The sequence below is a fragment of the Comamonas sp. DB36 genome (assembly GCF_057914905.1).
On sequence record NZ_CP196631.1, the window covers coordinates 519,707 to 544,716 of the forward strand.

At 66.5% G+C, this 25,010-nt stretch carries 16 protein-coding genes; 9 read left to right on the plus strand and 7 right to left on the minus strand.

Annotated features, from left to right (window positions below; genetic code table 11):
- Window positions 1–50 precede the first annotated feature (50 nt).
- The 4 genes from uvrA (at window position 51) to ACSVDO_RS02475 (ending at window position 9,979) form a co-directional block, all read left to right on the plus strand.
- Window positions 51–6,041 (plus strand): excinuclease ABC subunit UvrA, encoded by a 5,991-nt coding sequence (uvrA, locus tag ACSVDO_RS02460; RefSeq protein ID WP_489594774.1) that lies wholly within the window; start codon window positions 51–53, stop codon window positions 6,039–6,041.
- On the plus strand, window positions 6,041–6,367 hold the full coding sequence (locus ACSVDO_RS02465) for a hypothetical protein (protein WP_332533837.1): 327 nt from the start codon (window positions 6,041–6,043) through the stop codon (window positions 6,365–6,367). Before uvrA ends, ACSVDO_RS02465 begins: the two co-directional genes overlap by 1 nt.
- 195 nt (window positions 6,368–6,562) lie before the next feature.
- A complete protein-coding gene (locus ACSVDO_RS02470; RefSeq protein WP_489594775.1) occupies window positions 6,563–8,203 on the plus strand; it encodes an alpha/beta hydrolase in 1,641 nt (546 codons plus the stop codon).
- A gap of 12 nt (window positions 8,204–8,215) precedes the next feature.
- Window positions 8,216–9,979 carry an alpha/beta fold hydrolase gene (locus tag ACSVDO_RS02475; protein ID WP_489594776.1) on the plus strand — a complete coding sequence of 588 codons (1,764 nt, stop codon included), beginning with the start codon at window positions 8,216–8,218 and terminating at the stop codon, window positions 9,977–9,979.
- Between the two features lie 10 nt (window positions 9,980–9,989).
- On the opposite strand, the gene ACSVDO_RS02480 is transcribed toward ACSVDO_RS02475, so the two are convergent.
- Entirely contained in the window at window positions 9,990–10,895 is a 906-nt protein-coding gene (locus tag ACSVDO_RS02480; RefSeq protein WP_489594777.1) for a LysR family transcriptional regulator, read from the minus strand.
- A 186-nt stretch (window positions 10,896–11,081) separates the two neighbouring features.
- On the opposite strand from ACSVDO_RS02480, the gene ACSVDO_RS02485 reads away from it, so the two are divergent.
- From ACSVDO_RS02485 to ACSVDO_RS02495, 3 genes are all read left to right on the plus strand, one after another.
- Window positions 11,082–12,020, plus strand: a complete 939-nt coding sequence (locus ACSVDO_RS02485; RefSeq protein WP_489596314.1) for a Bug family tripartite tricarboxylate transporter substrate binding protein — start codon at window positions 11,082–11,084, stop codon at window positions 12,018–12,020.
- Window positions 12,021–12,097: 77 nt separating this feature from the next.
- Window positions 12,098–13,381: a hypothetical protein gene (locus tag ACSVDO_RS02490; RefSeq protein WP_489594778.1), complete on the plus strand. Its 1,284-nt coding sequence runs from the start codon at window positions 12,098–12,100 to the stop codon at window positions 13,379–13,381.
- A gap of 118 nt (window positions 13,382–13,499) precedes the next feature.
- On the plus strand, window positions 13,500–13,817 hold the full coding sequence (locus ACSVDO_RS02495; protein WP_332533842.1) for a hypothetical protein: 318 nt from the start codon (window positions 13,500–13,502) through the stop codon (window positions 13,815–13,817).
- A gap of 196 nt (window positions 13,818–14,013) precedes the next feature.
- On the opposite strand, the gene ACSVDO_RS02500 is transcribed toward ACSVDO_RS02495, so the two are convergent.
- From ACSVDO_RS02500 to ACSVDO_RS02525, 6 genes are all read right to left on the minus strand, one after another.
- Window positions 14,014–15,954, minus strand: coding sequence for a DUF3857 domain-containing protein (locus tag ACSVDO_RS02500; protein WP_489594779.1), 1,941 nt, complete (start codon window positions 15,952–15,954; stop codon window positions 14,014–14,016).
- Between the two features lie 257 nt (window positions 15,955–16,211).
- The gene (locus ACSVDO_RS02505) at window positions 16,212–17,498 is read right to left on the minus strand and encodes a TRAP transporter large permease (protein ID WP_332533844.1); all 1,287 of its coding nucleotides are present in this window, start codon (window positions 17,496–17,498) and stop codon (window positions 16,212–16,214) included.
- A gap of 14 nt (window positions 17,499–17,512) precedes the next feature.
- On the minus strand, window positions 17,513–18,028 hold the full coding sequence (locus tag ACSVDO_RS02510; protein ID WP_489594780.1) for a TRAP transporter small permease: 516 nt from the start codon (window positions 18,026–18,028) through the stop codon (window positions 17,513–17,515).
- Between the two features lie 120 nt (window positions 18,029–18,148).
- Complete coding sequence (locus ACSVDO_RS02515) at window positions 18,149–19,135, minus strand: TRAP transporter substrate-binding protein (RefSeq protein WP_489594781.1); 987 nt, start codon at window positions 19,133–19,135, stop codon at window positions 18,149–18,151.
- A gap of 177 nt (window positions 19,136–19,312) precedes the next feature.
- Window positions 19,313–20,125, minus strand: a complete 813-nt coding sequence (locus ACSVDO_RS02520) for an HAD-IIB family hydrolase (protein WP_489594782.1) — start codon at window positions 20,123–20,125, stop codon at window positions 19,313–19,315.
- Window positions 20,126–20,130: 5 nt separating this feature from the next.
- Window positions 20,131–21,756, minus strand: coding sequence for a peptide chain release factor 3 (locus ACSVDO_RS02525; protein WP_332533848.1), 1,626 nt, complete (start codon window positions 21,754–21,756; stop codon window positions 20,131–20,133).
- 331 nt (window positions 21,757–22,087) lie between these two features.
- Between ACSVDO_RS02525 and ACSVDO_RS02530 the strand changes: the two genes are divergently transcribed.
- A complete protein-coding gene (locus ACSVDO_RS02530) occupies window positions 22,088–23,623 on the plus strand; it encodes a hypothetical protein (RefSeq protein ID WP_489594783.1) in 1,536 nt (511 codons plus the stop codon).
- The gene (locus ACSVDO_RS02535; RefSeq protein WP_489594784.1) at window positions 23,620–24,945 is read left to right on the plus strand and encodes a cytochrome P450; all 1,326 of its coding nucleotides are present in this window, start codon (window positions 23,620–23,622) and stop codon (window positions 24,943–24,945) included. Before ACSVDO_RS02530 ends, ACSVDO_RS02535 begins: the two co-directional genes overlap by 4 nt.
- Window positions 24,946–25,010 lie beyond the last annotated feature (65 nt).

Sequence of the window (25,010 nt, forward strand, 5' to 3'; positions counted from 1 at the left end):
CGCAGGTCCAGTCCTAGAATGGTTCGCCTTCATTCAGAAAGACTGCCTGTATGTCCCAGGGACTGATCCGCATCCGCGGCGCGCGCCAGCACAATCTCCAGAACGTCGACCTCGACATTCGCACCGGCGAGTTGACGGTGGTCACGGGCCCGAGTGGATCGGGCAAGTCGAGCCTGGTGTTCGACACCCTGTATGCCGAAGGCCAGCGGCGCTATGTCGAGACGTTCAGCGCCTACGCGCGGCAGTTTCTCGACCGCATGGACAAGCCGGCTGTCGACCGCATCGAAGGCGTGCCGCCGGCGATCGCCATCGACCAGACCAACCCGGTGCGCAATTCGCGCTCCACGGTGGGCACGATGACCGAGCTCAACGACCACCTCAAGCTGCTGTTCGCGCGCGCCGCCCACCTGCACGACAAGGTGACGGCGCTGCCCGTGCGGCACGACACGGCGGAGTCGATCTACGCGGCGCTGGCGCAGCGCAGCGCGGCCGCGGGCGATCCCCGGCTGGCGATCACGTTCGCGGTCGAGCTGCCGGCCAATACCTCGGCCGAAGAAGTGGAGCAATGGCTGTCGGCCAGCGGCTTCACCAAGGTCCAGGCCGAGCGCGAAGTCGAACTCGCGGCGCCCGTGGCCGAAGGCGCCAAGGGCAAGGCAAAGAAGGCCGCGCCAACGCGCGTGAAGATGCTCGATGTGGTCGCCGACCGCTTCCGCCTGGGCCGCACCGAACGCGCGCGCGCCATGGAAGCCATCGAAGTCGCGCTCAAGCGCGGCAGCGGCCACATGACGGTCTACTGCCTGCCCGAGGAAGGCGAGCCCGAACTGTGGCGCTATTCGCTGGGCCTGCACTGCCCTGAAAGCGGCCTGGGCTATACCGCGCCCATGCCGTCGCTGTTCTCGTTCAATTCCGCCGTCGGCGCCTGCGAGGCCTGTCGCGGCTTCGGCCGCGTGATCGGCGTCGACTGGGGGCTGGTGATTCCCAATGCAAAGCTCACGCTGCGCACCGGCGCCGTGAAGGCCATACAGACGCCCGCGTGGAAGGAAGTCCAGGACGACCTGATGCGCCACGCCGAAGCCGAAGGCATTCCGCGCGACACCGCCTGGGCCAAGATGACGGCCGAGCAGAAGGCCTGGGTGCTTGACGGCTCGCCGAACTGGAACGGCAAGTGGAACCAGACCTGGTACGGCATCAAGCGCTTCTTCGAATACCTCGAAAGCAAGGCCTACAAGATGCACATCCGCGTGCTCTTGTCCAAATACCGCAGCTATACCGAATGCCCCACCTGCCTGGGCGCGCGTCTCAAGACCGAAAGCCTGCTGTGGCGCCTGGGCACCAAGGCCGGCGCCGATGCCGTGCTGCCGCCCGCGCAGCGTTTCATGCCCGCGGGCGTGTCCTGGAGCCGCGCCCAGCTCGAAGCCTTGCCTGGACTGTGCCTGCACGATCTGATGCGGCTGTCGATCAACCGGCTGCAGCAGTTCTTCGCCACGCTGGCACCCACCGAACAGGCCCAGGCCTCGGACGGCGAAGCCCAGGCGCTGAAGATGCTGCACGCCGAAATCCATACGCGGCTCAAATACCTGGCCGATGTCGGCATAGGCTATCTGACGCTGGACCGGCAAAGCCGCACGCTCAGCGGCGGCGAAGTGCAGCGCATCAACCTGACGACGGCGCTGGGCACCTCGCTGGTCAACACCTTGTTCGTGCTCGACGAGCCCAGCATAGGCCTGCACCCGCGCGACATGCAGCGCATCACCGAAGCCATGCAGCGCCTGCGCGACGCGGGCAATACGCTGGTCGTGGTCGAACATGACCCGGCCGTGATGTTTGCCGCCGACCGCGTGATCGACATGGGCCCGGGCCCGGGCGCGCGCGGTGGCCAGATCGTGTTCGACGGCACGCCCGAAGACCTGCGCCATGCCGACACGCTGACCGGCGCCTACATGGGCGGGCGCAAGCAGGTGGGCTTTGGCTTCAAGCGCATGGTCACCGATTCGACGCCGCGGCTGGTGCTCGAAGGCGCGCGCGAACACAACCTGCAGCACCTCGATCTCGACTTCCCGCTGCAGCGCCTGGTCACTGTGACCGGCGTCAGCGGCTCGGGCAAATCGACGCTGATCCAGGACGTGCTCGCGCCCGCGCTGCTGCGCCATTTCGGCAAGCCCACGGACTCCGCGGGAGCGTTTGATCGCCTCATGGGCGCGGACCACCTGAGCGACGTCGTTTTTGTCGATCAGTCGCCCATAGGCAAGACAGCGCGCTCCAACCCGGCCAGCTATGTCGGCGCCTGGGACAGCATCCGCGAGCTGTTCGCGGTCGCGCCGCTGGCGCGCCAGCGCGGCTACACGGCATCCAAGTTCAGCTTCAACAGCGGCGACGGCCGCTGCCCCACCTGCGGCGGCTCGGGCTTCGAGCATGTCGAGATGCAGTTCCTATCCGACGTCTATCTGCGCTGCCCCGACTGCGACGGCAAGCGTTACCGCCCCGAAATCCTTGAAGTGCATATCGAGCGCCATGCGGTGGGCGAATTGCAGCCGCGCCTGCTGAATGTCGCCGATGTGCTCGAACTCACGGTGAGCGAAGCCGCCGTGCTGTTCGCCCAGGACCGCGACGTGGTGCGCGCGCTGCAGCCCATCGTCGAAGTCGGTCTCGAATACGTGAAGCTGGGCCAGCCCGTGCCCACGCTCAGCGGCGGCGAGGCCCAGCGCCTCAAGCTTGCGGGCTTTCTGGCCGAAGCCGCGAAGACCGCGTCCAAGTCGCGCCAGGCGATCGCGCGCAAGGGCACGCTGTTCCTGTTCGACGAGCCCACCACGGGCCTGCATTTCGACGACATCGCCAAGCTGATGCGCGCGCTGCGCAAGCTGCTCGAAGCCGGCCACTCGCTGATCGTCATCGAGCACAACCTCGACGTGATACGCGCCAGCGACTGGCTGATCGACCTGGGGCCCGAAGGCGGCGAGGGCGGCGGCTTCATCGTCGCCCAGGGCACGCCCGAAGACGTGCGCCAGCACCCCACATCGCACACCGCCCAGGCGCTGCGCGAGTACGACCTGGCGATGGGCGTGGGCGGCCAGTTGGTCACCGAAGTCGCGCCCATGCTCTACCCGCGCGTGGCCCGGGCGCGGCCCGCGCTGCCCGCGAAGAACGTGATCGAGATCGTCAACGCGCGCGAGCACAACCTCAAGCAGCTGTCGGTGGAGATTCCGCGCGGCAAGTTCAATGTGGTCACGGGCGTCAGCGGCTCGGGCAAGTCGACGCTGGCGTTCGACATCCTGTTCAACGAAGGCCAGCGCCGCTATCTCGAATCGCTCAACGCCTATGCGCGCTCCATCGTTCAGCCCGCGGGCCGGCCCGAAGTCGACGCGGTGTACGGCATTCCTCCCACCGTGGCCATCGAGCAGCGGCTGTCGCGCGGCGGGCGCAAGTCCACCGTGGGCACGACCACCGAAGTCTGGCATTTCCTGCGCCTGCTGTATGTGAAGCTGGGTACCCAGCATTGCATCCATGACGGCGCGGCCGTCGAGCCGCAGACGCCCGACAGCATCGCCGCGCAGCTGATGACGCAGTTCCGCGGCCAGCACATAGGCCTGCTCGCGCCGCTGGTCGTCAACCGCAAGGGCGTCTATACCGAGCTCGCCGACTGGGCGCGGCCGCGCGGCTACACGCATCTGCGCGTCGATGGCGAATTCCTGCCGACCACGGGCTTTCCGCGCCTGGACCGCTTCAAGGAACACAGCATCGATCTGCCCGTGGCCAGCATCGAAGTCTCGCCGGCCAACGAAGCCGAGCTGCGCCGCTACCTGACCCAGGCGCTGGAGCTGGGCAAGGGCGTGCTGCATGTGCTCAGCGGCATAGAGAACCTGGGCGCGGCCATGGCCGGCGGCCAGAGCACGGCCGGCGTCGGCACGCTGCAGGCGTATTCGACGCAGCGCGCCTGCCCCATCTGCGCGACCAGCTATGCCGAACTCGATCCGCGGCTGTTCTCGTACAACAGCAAGCATGGCTGGTGCCCCGACTGCGTGGGCACGGGCGTCAGGCTGACCAAGGACCAGCGCCAGGTCTATGACGACACCCTGATGGCCGAAGACAACCGCGGCCGCGAAGTCAAGTTCGAAGGCCAGGAAGTCGAAGACCTGGCCGAAGTCACCTGCCCCTGCTGCGCGGGCACGCGGCTCAACGCCACGGCGCGCGCCGTGCGCTTTCACGGCGTGGGCATCACCGACATCGCCAGCCTCGCGGTCAACGATGTGCGCACCTGGGCGCAGAAGCTCACGCTGACCGGCCGCGAAGCCGGCATCGCGCGCGACCTGCTGCCCGAAATCCTGGGCCGGCTCGAGTTCCTCGAAGAGGTGGGCCTGGGCTATCTGACGCTGGACCGCGGCGCGCCCACGCTCAGCGGCGGCGAAGCGCAGCGCATACGGCTCGCTGCCCAACTGGGCAGCAACCTGCAGGGCGTTTGCTATGTGCTCGACGAGCCCACCATAGGCCTGCATGCGCGCGACAACCACATCCTGCTCAACGCGCTGCACAAGCTTGGTGAGAAGGGCAATACGCTGGTCGTGGTCGAGCATGACGAAGACACCATTCGCCGCGCCGACCATGTGATCGACATAGGCCCTAGCGCGGGCAAGCGCGGCGGCCGGCTGGTCGCCGAAGGCAGCCCGGCCGATGTGATGCGCGCCGAGGACTCTGTCACGGGCCGCTATCTGCTGCACGCCATGCGCCACCCATTCCAGCCGCGCCGGCCCGTGGTCTGGCCGCCGGTGGCCCAGGCCGCCGTGGAAGAAAGCGCCGAAGCGCCGAAGAAGCGCACCAAGAAGCAGATCGCCGCCGATGCCGCCGCGGCCCTGGTGGCCGACAGCGCGGCCGCGAACGCGGCGCTGGCCGTGGCGCCGCGCGAGCGCGCGGCCAGCGGCCCGCAGCGCTGGCTCACGGTGCTGGGCGCCGATCTGCACAACCTGCAGAAAGTCGACGCCCATGTGCCGCTCAAGCGCCTGGTGGCGATCACGGGCGTCAGCGGCTCGGGCAAGTCTACGCTGGCGCGCGATGTGCTCTGGACCAATGTCGCGGCCTGGGTGGGCCAGCGCAGCACCTTTGCCGGGCGTGAAGCCATGGATGCGGGCAAGGCACCTGCGCTGATCGGCTGCGCGGGACTGCGCGGCTTCGAGACCATAGACCGCGTGCTTGAAGTCGACCAGACGCCCATAGGCAAGACGCCGCGCTCCTGCCCCGCGACCTATATCGGTTTCTGGGACACGATTCGCAAGCTGTTCGCCGATACGCTGGAATCGCGCGCGCGCGGCTACGGCCCGGGGCGCTTCTCGTTCAACACCGGCGAAGGCCGCTGCCCGGCCTGCGAAGGCCAGGGCCTGCGCACCATAGAGATGAGCTTCCTGCCCGACGTCAAGGTGCCTTGCGACACCTGCCATGGCGCGCGTTTCAATCCCGAAACGCTGGCCGTGACCTGGCGCGGCAAGAGCATTGGCGACGTGCTGCAGATGGAAGTCGACGAAGCCGTCGATTTCTTCGCCAGCATGCCGGCCATCGCCCACCCGCTGCAGCTGCTCAAGGATGTGGGCCTGGGCTACCTCACGCTGGGCCAGCCTTCGCCCACGCTCAGCGGCGGCGAGGCCCAGCGCATCAAGCTGGTGACCGAGCTGACCAAGGTGCGCGACGACATTGCGCGCCGCGGCAACAAGGCGCCGCATACGCTTTACGTGCTCGACGAGCCCACGGTGGGCCTGCACATGGCCGATGTGGAAAAACTGATCGAAGTGCTGCATCGTCTCGTCGACGGCGGGCATTCGGTGATCGTCATCGAGCACGATCTCGACGTGATCGCCGAAGCCGACTGGGTCATAGACCTGGGCCCCGAAGGCGGCAATGGCGGCGGGCGCATCGTTGCCGCGGGCACGCCCGAGCATCTGGTCGCGCAGCGCACGCATACCGGCAATGCGATTGCGCCGGTGCTGGCGCGCGGGCCGGCGAAAGCCCCCGCAGCGGCGCCCGACGCAGCGGCGCCCGACGCAACGGCGCTCGCCTGATGCGCGAATACGCCGTGCTGTGGCATGCCCGGGCGCCGGCCAAGCCGGCGCTGGGCGCGCCCTGCAATGGCTGCGGCCTGTGCTGCCTGGCCGAGCCCTGCCCCATGGGCATGCTGGTCTCGCGCCGCCGCACGGGCGCCTGCAGCGCGCTGCGCTGGGACGAGCAGGGCGCGCACTACCGCTGCGGCGTGCTCGAAGATGCCAAGGCGATGGCCGCCGCGCCCGCGCGCTGGCAGCGCTGGCGCGGCCGACTGTGGCTGCGCCTGAGCAAACGCTGGATTGCGGCCGGCGTGGGCTGCGATGCCGATCTGGAGGACATCCCTTAGCCAAACCCGCGTAGCGCTAAGTCCCATGGACGGAACCTTTTCCCGGTGCGGTGACTAAATGGTCTCCAAGTCGTTGTGCAAAGGCGTTTTATGTTCGAGGCCGGTCAGGATTTTTGGGGCGCGGTGGCAAGGAATCTCCCGGGTTTCTCCCGCGCGCGTTGGGCCGGCCTGGCGGGCGGCGCTCTGGTCTGCGCCATGCTCGTCGCCTGCGGTGGCACCGAGGTCGATGCGCAGCACAGTCCGCCCTATCCATTGGCCGAATTCACGCAGCAGACGCTCGATTGGCAAGCCTGTGTGCCCGAACGCATAGGCCAGGACCAGGAGGCGCTTCTCGCTGCGTTGCCGGATCGCACCCGCTGTGCACTGCTGCGCGTGCCGCTGGATTACGACCATCCCGGCGAGGGCGTATTGCAGATAGAGCTGCTGCGCGTGGCCGCGGCCCAGCCCCAGCGCCGGCTGGGGGCGATAGTGTTCAACCCCGGTGGCCCGGGAGAGGACGGCCTGGCTTCGGCGCTGGTCCATGGCATGCAGTGGGCGCTGGCCAGCCCCGACGATGTCAGCGGCACGCAGTTGCGTGAAATGAGCCAGCGTTTCGATGTGATCGGCTTCTCGCCGCGCGGCACGGGCGCGAGTCATCCGCTGATCTGCGATGTGCCCGGAACCTTTGAGGACCAGGACAGCCTGACCTTTGATCGCAGCGCTGAAAACCTGCAGCGCGCGCAGCGCAATGCGCAGCGCATGGCCCGCGCCTGCCTCGACAATCCGCTGAGCGCGCATATCCACACCGAAGCCACGGCGCGCGACATGGACCTGTTGCGCGCCGTGCTGGGCGATGCCCAGCTGAACTACATCGGCTACTCCTACGGCACCTGGCTGGGCAGCTGGTACGCGCGGCTGTTCCCGCAGCGCGTGGGCCGCATGCTGCTCGACAGCAGCCTGGATGTGACGCAGCGCCTCGACGATCAATTCATGCTGCAGGACATGGCCAATCAGCGCATCCTGGACGAGATCATGCTGCCCTTCGCCGAGCGTCACCGGGACACGCTGGCACTGGGCAGTGCGTCCGAACTGCGCGCCGCGCTGCTGGCGCTGCCGTCTTCGCTCAAGGAGGCCTTGTTCGACGACATGGACTTCATGGACTCCTCGCTGCTCGAGCGCGCGGTGCTGCGCATGAGCGCGGCGCTGGGTCTGGACGCGTTGATGCGTTCCCACCCGGACGCCGACAATGACGCTCTGCTGGCCCTGGTCGACAGCCATCTCTTCGCGCCCGTGCCGCGGGTCAATGTCGCCGTGGCGCGGCTGGCGCGCGAGCTGATCGAGGCCCTGGCGGGCGACGAGAACCAGGCCGTGAAGGCGGACTGGATAGAAACCGACGCGCAGGGCGCGCTGCGGCTGCTGCCCGAGTTCACGGTGAACATGGCCGTGCGCTGCAACGACACCGGAACCGCGGGCGATGCGGCGTACTGGCTGGGCGTCAGCAACGACCAGGTGGCGCGCTATCCCATGGTGGGCGGCGACACGGCGTCCAAGCCCTGTGTGTACTGGCCCGTATCGTCGCGCACCATCCCGCCGCTGTCGACGATCGCAGGCTTGCCGATACTGATGCTGCAAAGCCGTTACGACGGCGCAACGCCCGTCGAGAGCGCGCAGGCGACGCTGGCCGCATTGCCGGGCGCACGCATGATCCTGGTCGAGAACGAGTACCAGCACGGCCTGTTTCCCTATGGCACGGAGTGCGTCGACACCCAGGTTGCGAACTACTTCCTGCAGGGCACGCTGCCGCCGCGCAACAGCAGCTGTGCGGGCAAGGCGCTTGCGGGCAAAGCCGGTGCATAACCGCAGACCACCATGACAGTGCACCTTTCATCGCTTTTGCATTCCTTGCGCCTGGCCGGTGCCGGGCTGCTCGCCGCACTGCTGGTCGCCTGCGGCGGCTCCTCGCCCGAGGACCCCTGGACCGCGTTTGCACAGCAGCGGCTCGATTGGCAGGCCTGCGATCCCGACCAACTGGGCGAAGAAGCGGCCCATGCGCTGACGCAGCTGGGCGCACGCGCGCAATGCACGCTGATACGCGCGCCGCTCGATTACAGCCATCCTGACCGCGGCGAGCTGCAGGTGGCCGTGCTCCGGGTGGCGGCCGAGCAGCCGTGGAAACGTGTGGGAGCGATCTTTTTCAACCCCGGCGGTCCGGGCGGCGACGGCACGGGCTTCGCGGCGGTGCAAGCCGCGGCGTGGCGCTATGCCAAGCCCGACAGCGCGACGGGCCAGCTGCTGATGCAGCTTGCCAACCGCTACGACCTCGTCGGCTTTGCACCGCGTGGCGTGGGAGCGAGCAGCCCCCTGACGTGCGAATCGGCGGAATTGAATGAAATCCAGTTCAACCTGAGCTTCGACCGCAGTCCGCAGAATGTAGGCAATGCATTGCGCAACGCGCGCCTGGAGGCCGACGCCTGCCGCACCAATCCCTTGAGCCCGCATATCCATACCGACGCCACGGCACGCGACATGGATCTGCTGCGCGCGCTGCTGGGAGACCGCCAGCTCAATTACATCGGCTACTCCTATGGCTCCTGGCTGGGCACCTGGTACGCGAGCCTGTTTCCCGACCGCGTGGGGCATATGCTGCTCGACAGCAGCATGGATGTAGGCGCGGACTTCGACGCCGCCACCTTGCAGCGGGAAATGGGGCACCAGCGCACGATGGACGAAATCCTGCTGCCCTATGTTGCCCGCCATCCGGAATTGTTCAACCTGGGCAGCAGCGCCATCGCATTGCGCGCGACGCTACTGGCGCTGGCTCCGGCCATCAAGTCGCAGCTGTTTTCCGCGCTCAATTTCAATGATTCCGCGCTGATCGACCGCAACGGCCTGCTGCTGAATGCGGGCATCCATTTGAACGCCTTGCGCGAGCAGCTTCCCATGGCCGATGCCGACCAGCTGCACGCCGCGATCGACGCCCATGCCTTCATTCCCGCCGCGGAGGAAAACCAGGCCGCAGTCTTTTTTGCGCATCGCCTAGCGGACCGGTTGCTGGCCGCGCCGGCGCGCGCCAGCATACTGCTGGCGCCGCCGGCGGCGGTGAATGTCAGCGTGCGCTGCAATGACCTGGCGACGCGTGCCAGCGAGCAGTACTGGATTGATGTGGGCAACGACTACGCGGCGCGCTATCCGTTCTTCGGCGGCGCGGCCACCGAGAACCCCTGCCTTTACTGGGGCGCGCCGCGCGCCGTCAGGCCGCCATTGTCGGCGGCGGCCACGGCCTTGCCCTTGCTGCTGCTGCAAAGCCGCTACGACGCGCTGACCCCCGTGGAAGGCGCGCAGGCAAACCTCGACAGCTTGCCGAACGCACGCCTGATCGTGGTGGAAGACGAATACGCGCATGGCGTGTTTCCCTACGGCGATCCATGCGTCGACGAGAAGGTGGCGCATTATTTCCTGCGCGGCGCGGTGCCGGCGCGCCTGAGCCACTGCACGGGCAAGCTGCTGGCCGGCGATGTGCCGGCGAGTGCGGCGCGCCTCGTGGCCCAGGCCGCCCAGGAAAGCACTCGGGACCAGGACTTCATGGCGCGCATTCGTCGCCAGATCGGCGTGCCCGCGCCCCGAGGCCTTTGATGCGCGTCGGCTAGCCCGGACCCTTGCCGGTCTGCAGATGCTGCTGCAGCAGCTGCACGAAGACATCGGCGCGCGCCGAAGGTGCGCGGTGCAACGGCAGGGCCAGCGCGATCTCGACCGCGCACTGCGGCAGCAGCGGCCGAATCGCCAGCTCCGCGGCAAACTTGCTCGCCACATAGGGGTTGACCACGCCTATGCCCGTGCCTTCGGCCGCGAGGCAGCAGATGGTCGAGGAGTAAGTGGTCTCTATGGTCGAGCGCGCCTGCACGCCGTGGCGCTGCATGGTCTGCTGCAGCTGCAGGAAGATGTTGTCATCGGCGTTGAGCGTGAGCAGCAGCTGGTCGGCCAGGTCGCTGACATGCAGTTCGTCGCGCTGCGCCAGCGCATGGCCCGGGTGCATCACGCAGACCGCCTGGCTGCGGTGCAGCACGCTGGCGCTGAGATCGGGTGCCTCTATGGCCATGGTGCTGACCACCAGATCGAACTGGCCCAGCTGCAGGCCTTCGCGCAGATGCGAGGTGCCCAGAGTCTGCAGGCTGAGCGGCGTGCTCGGGTGCTGCTGCGCGAACGCATGCACTACCGCGGGCAGCACCGACAGGCCCAATGCCGGCGTACAGCCTATGCGCAGCGTGCCCGCGCCCGACAGCCGCAGGCCCTGCAGGTCGCGCTCTATGCGCTCCAGGCCGACGAAGTGCTGCTGCACCGTGGCAAACAGCTCCAGCGCTTCGGGCGTGGGCCGCAGCCGGCCCTTGTGCATGTCGAACAGCTTGAGGCCGGCGCCGGCCTGCATCTGCGCCAGCAGGCGGCTGACGGATGGCTGGGTGGTGTGCAGCAGCTGCGCGGCGGCGGTGGTCGTTCCGGCCTGCATCACGGCGCGGAAGGCTTCGATTTCGCGAAAGCTCAGAGGGCGGGGCATGGCGCGAGGGTATACCAATCCTGTATAGATGGCGCGAAAAAATGCATTTTGTCGTCTGGTCTGGGCTGCCTACACTGGCCTCACACCAGACAAGGTCGCGCACAGCGGCCGTATTTCCCAAGAGGCATTCCCATGAATAAAATCGCCCGCCGCCATTTCGGACTGACCGCCCTGGCCGCCACCCTCATGGCCTGCTCGGCCAGCGCCTGGTCCAGCGACGCCGCCTTTCCCAACCCGTCGCGCCAGGTGCGCATCATCGTGCCGTTCACCGCCGGCGGCAGCTCGGATGTGCAGGCGCGCATGCTGGCCGACAAGCTCAGCCGGCTGTGGGGCCAGACGGTGGTGGTCGAGAACAAGCCCGGCGCGGGCGGTCACCTGGGCGGCCGCTATGTGGTCGACCAGCCCGCCGACGGCTATACGCTGATGGTCGGCTCCATAGGCCTGCACGCGGCCTACGGCATCTACAAGAAGCTGTCGTACAACCCGGCCACCGACCTGCGCGTGGTCACGGTGCTGGCGGAAATGCCCCACGTGGTGGTGGCTTCGCCGGGCCTGCCGGTCAAGGACCTGCAGCAGCTCACGGCGCTGGCCAAGAAGGAGCCGGGCACGGTCAACTTCGGCTCGGCCGGCGTGGGCTCGTCGGTGCACATGATGGGCGAGCTGTACAAGCTGCAGTCGGGTGCGCCCATCGTGCACGTGCCCTACCGCGGCAGCTCGGCCGCGCTCAACGACCTGCTGGGCAACCAGATACAGCTGATGTTCGAGAACCCGCCCACGGTGCTGGGCCACATCCGCGGCGGAAAGATGAAGGCGCTGGCCGTGACCGGCAAGCAGCGCCTGGCCGCGCTGCCCGACGTGCCGACGGCGACCGAAGCCGGCATCCAGGGCTTTGAAGCCACGTCCTGGACCACGGTCGCGGTGTCGGCCAAGGTGCCGCAGGCGATTGTCGAGAAGATCAGCGCCGATGTGCGCAAGGTGATCAACACGCCCGAGTTCCGCAAGGGCCTCGAAGACCAGGGCATGACGGCCGTGGCCAACAGCCTGCCCGAAGCCCAGCGCTTTGTCGCCCAGGAAAAAGTCCGCTGGGACCGCGTGATCCTCGAGGGCAAGGTCTCGGCCGACTGAGGCCGGACCCGGGCGCAGCCCCGTTATTCCTCTGCCCGGACCACCGGGCAGCTTCATTTGAGCCTCCCACTTTCCGTATGACCGACTCTTACAACGCCGCCCCCTATGTGCCCTGCCGCCGCGTGGGCGATGGCAGCCAGCACCATTTCTTCGGCTACTACAACAAGTCCAACTGGGACCGCAGCAACCGCCTGATCGCTGCCCAGCGCACGCCCGCGATGGACCAGTATCTGACGCCCGACGCCAAGGCCACCATAGGCTATTTCGACACGCTGGACGGCGACCGCTTCCACGCCGTGGGCGAGACCGGTGCCTGGAACTGGCAGATGGGCAGCCAGCTGCAGTGGCTGGCCGGCGCTGCCGGCCGGCAGCTGGTCTACAACGACCGCACGGGCGACATGACGGCACGCTACCCCGGCTTTGGCGCGGTGGTGGTCGATGTCGACACCCTGGCGCGCCGCGTGCTGCCCATGCCGGTCTATGTGGTCGCGCCCAGCAGCCAGTGGGCGCTGTCGGTCAACTACCGGCGCCTCTATGTGACGCACGAGACCATTGGCTACAGCGAAGCCGGCGGCCCGTTCGCGCTGCCGCTGGCACCGGCCGACGACGGCATCTGGCGCATGGACATGGGCACGGGTGACGCCGCGCTGCTGGTCAGCTATGCCGACCTCAAGGCCTTCCATCCAAAGGCGTCGATGGACAAGGCCATCCACTGGGTGAGTCACATCGAAGTCAATCCCTCATCGTCGCGCATGCTGTTCCTGCACCGCTGGACCGAGCGTGTCAAGGACGAAACCTGCTTCCTGCACCGCCTGATCACCATGAATCCCGACGGTTCGGACATGCGCCTGCTCGAATGCTCGGACCACCCGCTGCCGCAGCTGGCCGCCGACTTCGACCCCAGCGCCGTCGGCACGTTCGACTACGAGAAGTCCGAATACCAGATCTCCCACCCGCTGTGGCAGGACGACAGCCACATCATCGTCTGGGGGCCGCACGCAGGCGAGATCCACTACCACCTCTACCATGACATGGAAGGCGGTGAAGTGCAGGTGGTCGGTCGCGGCGTGCTGGTCGAGAACGGCCACATGACGTTCTCGCCCGTGAGCACGCGCTGGATGCTCAGCGACACCTACCCCGACGACAAGACGCATGAGCGCTTCCTGTTCCTGTTCGACATGCAGACCGGCGAGCGCCGCAACCTGGGCAGCTTCTACGCGACGCCCGACCTGAGCAAGGAAAACCGCTGCGACCTGCATCCGCGCTGGAGCCGCGACGGCCGCGAGGTCTGCATCGACTCGGTGCATGAACACCAGCGCCAGATGTATGTGCTGGACGTAGCGGCCATTGTCGGCGGCTGAGCTGCCCGTGGCTTGCGCCAAAGGCCTATAAGTTACATTTTGTAAATTTCATTACTTTATTTATCGGTGGTGGTAGCTTCGGCAGGCAAAAATCTTTTTGCAAACACACCTCCCCAAAATGAAAAAACTGTTCTTTGCCTTTGTGTCCGCCGCAGTGCTGGCGTCGACGGGGGCCGCAATGGCTGCCACGGACTACAACAAGCCGCCGGCCGGAGACAGCCAATACGCGGCCTGCATCAAGGCATCCAATGAGAACTACACCGGCGGAAACGACAAGAGCCTGATCAAGGGCCAGACCATGGCCCAGGCGTACTGCACCTGCGTCTGGAACGAAACACCCGAAGACTTCAAGGGCAGCCTGGCGCGTTTCGCCGAAACGCCCAAAGGCAAGAGCACCAAGGCTTTGTGCGAAAAGCATTCCGGCTGGGAAAGCTGATCGAGCATCCCCAGGCATGAACAGAAAAGGTCCCGCACAAAATGCGGGACTTTTTTTTGCGCGTCGCTGCCCGGCAAGCGCGCCAGCCAGGTCGTCAAGCCGCAATGCCCCAAGCGCATGCCGGCAGCGATGGGCAACAGCATCTGCGCCCGATCGATGTGCCGGCCATTGCCGGGCCGGCGGCGTCAGGGCTTGCTCACAGCTCGGGCGGCTGGAGGGCGTCATCCGACTGCTTGCCATGGACGATCTGGCCACGAAAACCGCGGTGCACCTGCTGGAACAGCGCACGCAGCTCGGGGTAGTCCTGCGGCTCGCACAGCGTGCAGGTGCCGCGTATCGCATTCAATTGCAGCCGGTGGCGAACGCTCACGCGCTGGCCCTGGCGTGTCCATTCCGCCCGGTACTCTCCGGCCGAATTGCGGAACTGCCGGTTGGCGGGAATGGCGATGATGGGGATGTGGGCGGGAAACTCCAGGTGATAGGTTTCATCCCGCAGTCCCGCGTCGCACGCAAACGGCGTGGCGTTCGCCGGGGCGGCGGTGCTCGATGCCAGGCTGCGAATGGACCAGCTGCCCGGCGGCGGCGGTACGACGATGCCGCCCACCATGCTGAAATCCAGGAATTCGCTCGCCTGAAAGACATAGGTGGAGGAGTTGAACGGGCGACTTAGGTCTAAGGGGTCGCCCTTCATCTCGATGCGTCCACGGCCATCCATGCCGCAGGCGGCCATCAAGGACTCCTCCACAGCGGTGCGGTTCTGGGCATTGAGCTGGGAGAACTGGGCACGATGGTGGATTTCGTCGGCTTCGCTCAATTCCAGCCGCGTCCGGCCGTGCAGGTTGCCCGCTGCGTCGAAAACCAGGTCCACCGTGACGCCGTTGCGGTTGCGCACAAGATCCCTGTGCGGCGTGTAGGCCAGCCTGGCCTCCTGGGTGTGCAGCACCGGGGCACCCAGGTCCTCGGCGGGCAACTGGCCAAAACGCGCCCAGGGAGTGGTCGAGTCCACATACAGATCAAACTCGGGGAGGTAGGTCAGCGCATGGTTGAAACGCTCGACCATGGGAATGCTGGGCAGAACCGGACCGCCTCCCGCGCCTATCAGCACCGGCGAACTGGCGATGCCCTTGGCTGCGAGCAGCGCTTCCAGCAGGACGACATGGTCCTTGCAATCTCCATAGCGGTGGTCCAGAACGCTTTGCGCGCTGTTGGGCTCCAGGCCGCCATTGCCCAGATATACCGCGACATAGCGAATGTTCTGTGCAACCCAATGGTGCAAGGCCGCGGCCTGGGCACGGCGCTGCGTCATGCCCTGCGTGATCTTCTCCGCCAGGACGCGGATGGCCGGCGTGACTTCGGCCGCTGGCTTGGCCTTGACCTGATAGGCCCTGGCAAGCTGTGCCCAGTCGCCATAGGTGCTGGCCATGATGGTCGGGCTGAAGGTCCACACCGGCGCCACGCGGTTCTGCACCGCCAGCGGCTGCGCGCGCTGATACTGCCAGCGCCAGTGGGCGCGGCCGTCGCTCAGGGTCGCGGTATTGCTGCCTTGCACATCGCGACTGAACACATGCATGGGCATGTCGGCCGGCGCCGTCAGGGTGACTTCGGCATTTTCATACTGGTGGAATACGCTGAAGGTGTTCCACAGGCTGAAGTAGCCGGGGAAAGAGGGGATCTTGCGCGTGCGTCGGATCTGGTAGGCCAGACGATTGCCGGGAGCCAGGTGGGGAAACACGATGACGCGCACCTTGCGGTCGGCATAGATAGGCGCCGCCGCACTGGAATGGCTTTCCTGGGTATAGATGCGTTCCGGCGCCACGTCATGGCGCTGGCCGTCGGCGGTCAGGGTATAGGCCGAGAGCACTTCCAGCGTCTCCATCTTTTCGCTGTAGCTCTGGTAAATCTGGCTGAACTGGTCGACGGCCGCCTTGGTCTTCAGCAGGATCTCGACGCTTTCGGTCGATGCACTGCTGGCATCCGCATGCACTTCATGGTCGGCGCGGTAGCGCAGGTAGCTGAAGTCATTGCTGATTGCCGCGGCCTGTGCGGCCGGCGGGCCTGAAGCCGCGGCATCCGCCTTGGCGGGATGCGCCGAGAGGAGGCAGGTCAGCAGCGCAAGTGACGTAATGATGAATTTCATATTTGGCTCTTGAGGAGTTGTTTTTTCCATCAAGATGCAAGGCGCTGAATGGCCTACCTCGCGGCGGTGGGCAAGCTTTCCCGGGACTCGGCGTGCCAGTCCCGGTAATGCATCATTGATAAATACTATTGTATTCAATCTTTGATAGTTTTGATTGTGTTTTTCTGCGTCAGCGGTGTTCTGACCCGCATGCCACCGGCCGCACCATGAAAAAAGGCCCCGACATGCGGGGCCTTGGCAGCAGAGCAGGGCGCGGTTTACTGGAAGCCCAGCGAATGCGGCAGCCAGGTCGACAGCTCGGGAATGAAGGTCAGCAGTATCAGCACCACCAGATGGGCCAGCAGGAACAGCGGCATTTCGCGCGTCAGGTCGGTGATGGTCACGCGCGTCGCGACCGCTGTGACGAACAGCAGGCCGCCGACCGGCGGGGTGATCATTCCCAGCGTCAGGTTGACGATCACCACCATGGCGAAGTGCGTGGGATCGATTCCCAGGCTGAAGGCGATCGGCGCCAGGATGGGCACCAGGATCATCACGCCGGGCAGAGGCTCCATGAAGATGCCGAACACCAGCAGCAGGATGTTGACCGCGACCAGGAACAGGGTCGGCGACAGCTGCCAGCTGACGATCAGCTCGGACAGATACTGCGGAATGCCTTCCACCGTCAGCACCCAGGCAAAGGCCGCCGAAGTCGCCATCACCAGCAGCACCGAAGCCGTGAGCATGGCCGAGCGTGCGGTGATGCCGGGAATCGCTTTCCATTCGAGCGTGCGGTAGATCCACTTGCCGCAGACCAGTGCGTAGAACACCGCGACCACCGAAGCTTCGGTGGGCGTGAAGATGCCGAAACGGATGCCGACGACGATCAGCACGATCAGCATCAGCGCGGGAATCGCCTTGAAGCTCGTGACCCACATTTCGCGTGCGGTCGGACGCGGCTCGGACGAGTGGTAGTTGCGCTTCTTGCAGACCCACCAGTTGACGCCGGCCATGGCCAGCGCGATCAGGATGCCGGGAATGAAGCCCGCCATGAACAGCCCGCCGACCGAGACGTTCTCATCCTGCATCGCATAGATGATCATGCTGACCGATGGCGGAATGATGGGGCCGACGATGGCCGTGCTCGCCGTGAGCGCCGCGGCGTACGGGCGGGCGTAGCCGGCCTTGTCCATCATCTTGACCATCATCGAGCCCGGGCCCGCGGCGTCGGCCAGGGCCGAGCCGGAGATGCCCGAGAACAGCGTCAGCGACAGCACGTTGGCATAGCCCAGGCCGCCGCGCAGGTGACCGACGAACTGCGCGGCAAAGCGCAGCAGCACATGGGTCAGCGCGCCGCCCGACATCAGTTCGGCCGACAGAATGAAAAATGGCACGGCCATCAGCGGAAAGCTGTCGATGCCGGTGAACATTTCCTTGAACACCACCAGCTGGGGGTAGCGGCCGCCGACCAGCACGGCCAGCGCCGCCGAGATCGCCAGCGCGAAGGCCACCGGAAAGCCCAGCACGAGCAGGACGATGATGGCAATGAAAAGGGTGATACCCATGATGCTTGAACCTCTCAGATGGACGCTGCGGCGTCCGCATTCATCTCTTCGGACTGGGCGTAGTCGCCGGCCGTGATGTAGTTGCGCGCAACGAAAAGCAGGTGCACCAGCATCAGCGCGAAGCCCACGGGCATCGCGAGATAGATATAGGAAATCGGGATGTCGGTCGCGGCCGTGGTCTGGAAGCGCGTGGCCCAGGCATAGAGCACCGAGAAGTAGGTCATGAAGACGCAAAAGCCCGCAATGCCCACGACCACGATGGTGCGCAGGATGCGGGCCGAGCGCGTGCTCACTGCGCGGTGCAGGTTGTCGATCGCGACATGGCCGCCAAAGCGCAGCACCAGGCCCGCGCCGAGGAACGTGACCCAGATCATCATGTGGCGCGCGACTTCCTCGGCCCAGACAATGGAGTCGCCCGTGGTGTAGCGCAGCACCACATTGGCAAAGACGATGCAGGCCATGGCCAGCAGCAGCACGATGAGCAGCCAGCGGTTGCAGGCGACCAGGGCGCGTTCGATTCGTTCAAGCATATGCATTTCGGCTGCTTGCCGGCGCAGCCGCTTTCTGAAAAGGAGTCACGGCGCGCGCCGGGACCGGCCCGGCGCGTGCGGTGCGCATTCCGGGCCGCGGCGGCCCGGAATGCGCGGGGATCACTTCGTGTTGGAAATCGAGTCCAGCGTCTTCTGGCCGAACTTCGTGGCGTATTGCTTGTATGCGGGCTCGAGCGCCTTGCGGAAAGCGGCCTGGTCGATCTTTTCCACGACCTGCATGCCGTGCGACTTGGCTTCTTCCACGCCCTTCTTCTCGACCGCGTCGACAAACGCGCGCGAGGCCAGGGCGCCGCTCTTGGCGCCTTGCGTGAACGCGGCCTTCTGCGTGTCGTTCAGGCTGGCCCAGAAGCCGGGCGAGACGATCAGTGCGACAGGCGCGTAGACATGGGCGGTCAGCGTCAGGTGCTTTTGCACTTGCCACAGCTTGGCCGACGACAGCACCGAGATCGGGTTTTCCTGGCCGTCGATCGTGCCCTGCTGCAGCGCGCCAATCACTTCGGGCCAGGACATGGGCGTGGGCGAAGCGCCCAGCGTGCGGAAGGCCGTGATGTGCACCGGGTTCTCGGTCACGCGGATCTTCAGGCCCTTGAGGTCGGCAACGCTCTGCACCGCGTGCTTGTTGTTGGTCAGGTGGCGAAAGCCTTGCTCGCCCCAGGCCAGCGCGATCAGGCCGCGCTTCTGGAACTTGCCCAGCAGTTCCTGGCCGAAAGCGCCGTCGAGCACGGCGCGCGCATGCGTGGTGTCACGGAACAGGAAAGGAATGTCGACCACGCCCACGTCGGGAACGAAGTTGCTCAGCGCGCCGGTGGAAACGATCACCGCTTCGACGGTGCCCAGCTGCAGGCCTTCGATCAGCTCGCGCTCGCCACCCAGTGCGGAGGCGGGGAACTGCTTGAACTTGAAGGCGTTGTTGGTGTTCTTCTCGACCGAGTCAGCCCAGGCCTGGGCGGCTGCGCCGTAGTGCGAGTTGATCGCCAGCGCATACCCGATCTTGACTTCCTTGGATTGGGCAAGGGCCGGCACGCCAGCAGTGGCTGCAGCAGCCGCGACACAGGTGACAACGAAGGAACGGCGAATCATGCGCATGACAGATGTCTCTTGTAGGTGATGGAATAGGAACGGGAACGCTGGCGCATTTTAGGTGCTGTTGCCGCGCAGCAAGAGGCCATTGGCCGGGCGTTGTCTGACATAGCCGACATTCGTTCATATCGACGCGCGCAATCGGCGATGGATGGCATCGCCGATTGCGCAGGCCGCGCCGGATCAGGCGTGCGCGTTGCCCAGGATGGCGCGCGACAGCTCGACGAAACCCTCGCCACGCTCGCTGGGCGTGACATAGCGCGGCAGATGCGCGAGCTGGGGCACGAAGCGCGCGATGTTGGCCACGCCGAAGCTGTGACCGAAGCGCTCGAACATCAGCTGGTCATTGGTGGAGTCGCCGATGTAGACCCAGCGATCGAGCTCCGCGGCCAGGTCGCGGTCGAACAGCGTGCGCACTATCCACTGCGCGCCGTCCCACTTGTTGTGCGCGCCGAACCAGCCGTTGATGTGGATGGAGCTCACGGTGGCGTTCATTCCGGCCGCGCGCATGATGGCCACGCATTCGTCGATCTGCGCCTGGGGCAGCTGGGTGAATTCGCTGTGGTCCACGGCAATGTCGCATTCGCGTCCCGCCGAGTCGGTCGCGCGGCGCGCGCCGGGCACCGTGGCCTCGATCTGCGCCAGCACTTGCTGCATGCGCGCGAAGTTGGCGCTGCGCGTGGCCGCGTCCTGCTGGTAGAGCTTGTCGAGGCCGCCGGCCGCATTGCGGCGCAGCGCCACGGCGCCGTTCTCGGCGACGATGGCGTCGACCGGCCAGGACTGGGCGAAAGGTACGCTCCAGCCCACGGGGCGGCCCGTGATCGGCACGACCTTGAGGCCGGCGCCGCGCAGCGCGCCTATGGAGTCCACCACATGTGCGGGCACTTCGCCGTCGGTGGTCAGGGTGTCGTCGATATCGGTGAGCACACCGAGCAACTGGCCAGGCGCAGGGCGCGGCCATTGTCCCAGGGGCAGCAGAGTTTCCATGGAGGGCATATCGATCAGCTGTTGCTCAGCGACAGACCCGCGTGCTCGCGCAGCGGGTGGAAGTGGATCTTGGGAAAGCGCTCCTGCGCCAGGCGCACGTCGTAGGGCGACGTGCACAGATACGCCAGCGTGCCGGCCGCGTCGTGCGCCATGCGCAGCACATAGGCGTTCTCGAACTCGCGCAGCTCGGCCGGGGTGTCGGCCGTGATCCAGCGCGCGCCCGTGTACTGGCAGCCTTCGAGGCGGATGTCGGCGTCGTACTCGGCCTTGAGGCGGTGCTGCACGACTTCGAACTGCAGCTGGCCGATCGCGCCCAGCAGCATGTTGCCGCCCGCATCGGGCTTGAACACCTGGATCGCGCCTTCCTCGCCGAGCTGGGCCAGGCCCTGCTGCAGCTGCTTGGTGCGCAGCGGGTTCTTGAGCACCACGGTCATGAACATTTCGGGCGCGAAGAACGGCAGGCCGGTGAACTGCAGCGCCGCGCCATCGGTGATGGTGTCGCCCAGCTGCACGCCGCCATGGATGGTGAAGCCGATGATGTCGCCCGCGTAGGCTTCCTCGACGGCTTCGCGGCGCTGGCTCATGAAGGTCACGACCGAAGTCGGACGCATGTCCTTGCCGGTGCGCTGCACGCGCAGCTTCATGCCGGGGGTGTAGCGGCCCGATGCCACGCGCACGAACGCGATGCGGTCGCGGTGGTTGGCATCCATGTTGGCCTGGACCTTGAACACCACGCCCGAGAAACCGGTGTCTTCGGGCTCTATGGTCTTGACCACGGGCTGCTTGTTGACGACCAGCGTGCTCACGCGCGGGCCCGGCGAAGGCGACATGTCGACCAGGGCGTCGAGCACTTCCATCACACCGAAGTTGTTCACGCCCGAGCCAAAGAACACGGGCGTGAGCTTGCCGGCGAGAAACGCCTCATGGTCCCAGGCGGGCGACGCGCCCACGGCCAGCTCCATGCTTTCCATCGCGGTGTCGAACGTGTCGCCAAAGCGCGCGCGCAGATTGTCGACATCGGTCAGAGGAATCGTCTCGAAGTCCTGCGGGCGGCGCTCGCTGCCCGACTCGAACACCGTCATGGTGCGGGTGCGCAGATTGATGATGCCGCCGAAGGCCTTGCCCTGGCCCACGGGCCAGGTCATGGGGCAGCAGGGCATGCCCAGCTCGCGCTCGACCTCGTCCATGATGTCCAGCGGATCGCGCACTTCGCGGTCCATCTTGTTGACGAACGTGATGATGGGGGTGTCGCGCTGGCGGCAGACCTCGATCAGCCGGCGGGTCTGGGCCTCGACGCCGTTGGCCGCGTCGATCACCATCAGCGCCGAATCGACGGCCGTCAGCACGCGGTAGGTGTCTTCGGAGAAGTCCTTGTGGCCCGGGGTGTCGAGCAGGTTGACCACATGGTCGCGGTAGGACATCTGCATCACCGACGAGGCCACCGAAATGCCGCGCTGCTTTTCGATTTCCATCCAGTCGGAGGTCGCATGGCGGCTGGCCTTGCGGCCCTTGACGGCGCCCGCGATCTGGATCGCGCCCGAGAACAGCAGCAGCTTTTCGGTCAGCGTGGTCTTGCCCGCATCCGGGTGGGAAATGATGGCGAACGTGCGGCGGCGCCGGGTCTCAGAAGCGTAGGACATGTACGGGTGGGTGGTCGCTGGCGGTGAGGCCGGCTGCAGTAAGGCGGACGGGTGCGCGCGGCGCTGATGCAGCGCCTGGCGACGGGATCCGAAGAAGACCAGGATTTTAGCGAGCGCGGCGCGTCTATGGGGAGCGGTGGGATTAAACGGGGCGCGGCGGCGCTGCCGCAGTCCGGTTGGCGTCCGACGCAGAGGGCTTCGATGATGACGGCGCGGGCGCTGGTTTTGACGACAGGGCGCTGTCTGGATTCGCTGGCATGGCCGGGTTTTGACTTCGATGACCATAAGGCCAGAGCGATGCGCGCGCCCCAACCGACGAGGAGCCTGTCCGATGAAGAACATATTAGCGCTGGCTGCCGCCCGAAAGGAACGCCTGGCGGCCCATTCATTCTTCGCGTGGATACGCGACGCGCAGGTCCCTCTGGAGATCAAGCTCGACATCGCGCCGATCATGGCGAACTTCGTCATGAACTTCCGCGACATGAACCTCTGGTTCATACGCTTCGAAGGCGCTGCCAACGCGTTCGAGCAGGTCATCAACGGCAATACCGACGAGGACGAGACCCACTCGCGTCTGTTCATCGAGGACTGGCGCAAGCTGCATCTCGACGACAAGCTCGGCTGGCGCGCGTCCGACGCGCTCTGGTGGCTGTTCCTCGCGCCCGAGACCGAGCCGTTTCGCGGCTATGCGTTCGACTTCGCCCGGATGACCGTGGCCGATCGCGGCGATCCGCTGCTGCGCTTCGCCCATTCGGAGGCCGGCGAGGCCTGCGGCAACGCCTTCTTCAGCGCCGTGAGCCCGCTGGCGGTCGAGTTGCGGCGCCAGACCGCCGTCGATTACCGCTATTTCGGCGACTACCACCTGCAGCGCGAGCAGGGGCATGTGATCGCGTCCGAAGGCGTGTTCGACCGCCAGGAACTGGACCCGCAGCGGCGCGAGAAGGGGCTGGCGCTGGCCAACGCGATGTTCGACATCTTCTTCGGCATGCACGACTGCTTCGACGACTATGCGCGCAGCTACGTCGGCCGCGGCTTGGTGCCGCAGCGCACGTCCTGCCGCCTGCCGCCCATGCGGCCCAGGCCCCAGGCGCAGCCGCCCCAGGCGCAGTCGATCGCGGGACGCCATGCCGAGGTGCAACGCGTGCTCGAGAGCCGCAAGGCGGCCACGGCGCGCCATCCCTTCTACGCCTGGCTGCAGGCCAGCGGCCCGCTGCCGCCGCTGCGCCGCCTGCAGCGCTTCGTTCCGATGTGGGTGATGGACATCATGGGCTATCGCGACCTGAACCGCTACGCGCTGCGCTTCAAGACGCCGCAGCAGGCCGACGAAATGGCATTCAATCGCTGGGTGCAGGCGCTGGAGACCCACAGCGAACTGTTCCTCAATGACTGGGATGCCCTGGGCATGGACGACGCCCTGGGCTGGAGCGCCAGCGATACCCTGGAGTTTCTCTTTCTCGATTCCGGCACCGACCTGCACCGTGGCAACATCGCCAGATTCACCAAGCTTGCGCTCGCGCATGAATCGACGCCGCTGCGGTTCTGGCTGCTCGAGGCGCTCGAAGCCAGCGGCGAGGCCTTCTTTGCGAACACCCGCGAACTCGCGCTTGCCGTCGAGCGCGACTGCGGCCTGCGGCTCGACTACCTGGCCGACCGGCATTACCTCGCCCATGCCGAAGGCGAGGTCGACCCCGGGCGAAGCTATCCGTTCAAGAGCGAGCCGCTGAGCGCCGAGCAGGCGCAGATCGCGATCGCCATGGTCCACACCGTGTTCGACGCCGTCGATGCGCAGCTGAGCCTGTCGCTGGCCGTGGCCGCGCAGGACCGCTTGGGCATAGACCGCCGCGCCGCGGCCATGGGCCCGGCATGAACGCGCTGCCGCCGGGCCCGCGCTGGCTGCGACCGCTGAATTTCTTCCAGGCCGGGCTCACGCCGCCGGCGCCGGTGCTCGCGCGCCTGGCCGCAAGATATGGCGATCCGTTTCGCGTGTCCTACTTTTCGCGCCCCGTCACTTTCACCGGCAACCCCGAGGCGCTGCGCGCGATCTACACGGCCAGCCCCGACTGCTTCGATGTGTGGGGCGGGGGCTTCATCGAGCCGGTGTTCGGCGCGACCTCGGTGGTGGTGATCTCCGGCGCCCGCCACCGGCAGGACCGCAATATCCTGGCGCCGGCGTTCACCGGGCCCGCGCTGCGCGCGGACGGCGAAACCATGGCCGCAGTGGCCGAAGAAAAGATGGCCCAGGTCGACGTGGGCCAGCCGTTTCGCATGCTCGACGTGACCCAGCGCATCACGCTCGACATCATGATCAGGGTGGTCTTCGGCATGCAGGACGCGGCGCGCATCACGTGCACGCGGGCGGCGGTGCTCGAGCTCATCGAGTCGCTGCATGTGATCCTCTTTCTCTTCCCGTCCGCGCGCCGCGTTCTGGGCGGCCATGGCCCCTGGGCCAGGAACCAGCGCGCGGTCGACGCATTGAGTGCGCTGCTGCGCGAGCAGATGCGCGAACGCCGCGCGTCGGCAGCGCTCGGTGCCGATCTGCTGGGCCGGATGCTGGCCGCGCGCTACGACGACGGCGCGGCCATGGACGATGCGCAAATCCTCGATCAGCTGCGCGGATTGCTCTTTGCGGGCCATGAGGCGACGGCCACGGTGCTCGCCTGGATCTTCTATTGGCTTGCGTGCGAGCCCGCGGTGGGCGCGCGCGTCGCCCGGGAAATCGCCGACCTGGGGCCCGCGCCCGCGCCCGAAGCGCTCGCGGCCCTGCCTTACCTCGAAGTGGTGTGCAAGGAATGCCTGCGCCTTTATCCGCCGGTGGTCGATCCGGCGCGCGTCGCGCGCGCACCGTTCGAGCTGCTGGGCTATACGATTCCCGCGGGCGAGGTGCTGCGCGCCTCGAGCGCGCTGCTGCATTCCCGGCCCGAGCTCTATCCCGAGCCCGGGCGCTTTCGGCCCGAGCGCTTCCTGGAGCGCAAGTACTCGCCGTTCGAATACATTCCTTTCGGCGGCGGTGCGCGCCGCTGCCTGGGCGCGGCGTTCGCCATGTATGAACTCAAGGTCGTGGTCGCAACCATCCTGCGCCGCCACAGTCTGCGCCTGCTCGGCACGCAGCAGGTGGCGCACGCGCGCCGCGCGCTGAGCCTGGGGCCGCGCGGCGGCATTCCCATGGTGGTGCAGCGGCGGCGGGCGTGAATGGTCTGCGCGCTGCGCGAAGTAGTGTTGCGCCGCACAATCAGCAGGTCTGTCTTCCTCCTGCT

What these genes read in the sequence shown, in the direction of transcription:
- uvrA (WP_489594774.1), top strand. Translation starts at nt 51, where the DNA reads ATGTCCCAGGGACTGATCCGCATCCGCGGCGCGCGCCAGCACAATCTC.
- ACSVDO_RS02465 (WP_332533837.1), top strand. Translation starts at nt 6,041, where the DNA reads ATGCGCGAATACGCCGTGCTGTGGCATGCCCGGGCGCCGGCCAAGCCG.
- ACSVDO_RS02470 (WP_489594775.1), top strand. Translation starts at nt 6,563, where the DNA reads ATGCTCGTCGCCTGCGGTGGCACCGAGGTCGATGCGCAGCACAGTCCG.
- ACSVDO_RS02475 (WP_489594776.1), top strand. Translation starts at nt 8,216, where the DNA reads ATGACAGTGCACCTTTCATCGCTTTTGCATTCCTTGCGCCTGGCCGGT.
- ACSVDO_RS02480 (WP_489594777.1), bottom strand. Translation starts at nt 10,895, where the DNA reads ATGCCCCGCCCTCTGAGCTTTCGCGAAATCGAAGCCTTCCGCGCCGTG.
- ACSVDO_RS02485 (WP_489596314.1), top strand. Translation starts at nt 11,082, where the DNA reads ATGGCCTGCTCGGCCAGCGCCTGGTCCAGCGACGCCGCCTTTCCCAAC.
- ACSVDO_RS02490 (WP_489594778.1), top strand. Translation starts at nt 12,098, where the DNA reads ATGACCGACTCTTACAACGCCGCCCCCTATGTGCCCTGCCGCCGCGTG.
- ACSVDO_RS02495 (WP_332533842.1), top strand. Translation starts at nt 13,500, where the DNA reads ATGAAAAAACTGTTCTTTGCCTTTGTGTCCGCCGCAGTGCTGGCGTCG.
- ACSVDO_RS02500 (WP_489594779.1), bottom strand. Translation starts at nt 15,954, where the DNA reads ATGAAATTCATCATTACGTCACTTGCGCTGCTGACCTGCCTCCTCTCG.
- ACSVDO_RS02505 (WP_332533844.1), bottom strand. Translation starts at nt 17,498, where the DNA reads ATGGGTATCACCCTTTTCATTGCCATCATCGTCCTGCTCGTGCTGGGC.
- ACSVDO_RS02510 (WP_489594780.1), bottom strand. Translation starts at nt 18,028, where the DNA reads ATGCTTGAACGAATCGAACGCGCCCTGGTCGCCTGCAACCGCTGGCTG.
- ACSVDO_RS02515 (WP_489594781.1), bottom strand. Translation starts at nt 19,135, where the DNA reads ATGCGCATGATTCGCCGTTCCTTCGTTGTCACCTGTGTCGCGGCTGCT.
- ACSVDO_RS02520 (WP_489594782.1), bottom strand. Translation starts at nt 20,125, where the DNA reads ATGCCCTCCATGGAAACTCTGCTGCCCCTGGGACAATGGCCGCGCCCT.
- ACSVDO_RS02525 (WP_332533848.1), bottom strand. Translation starts at nt 21,756, where the DNA reads ATGTCCTACGCTTCTGAGACCCGGCGCCGCCGCACGTTCGCCATCATT.
- ACSVDO_RS02530 (WP_489594783.1), top strand. Translation starts at nt 22,088, where the DNA reads ATGAAGAACATATTAGCGCTGGCTGCCGCCCGAAAGGAACGCCTGGCG.
- ACSVDO_RS02535 (WP_489594784.1), top strand. Translation starts at nt 23,620, where the DNA reads ATGAACGCGCTGCCGCCGGGCCCGCGCTGGCTGCGACCGCTGAATTTC.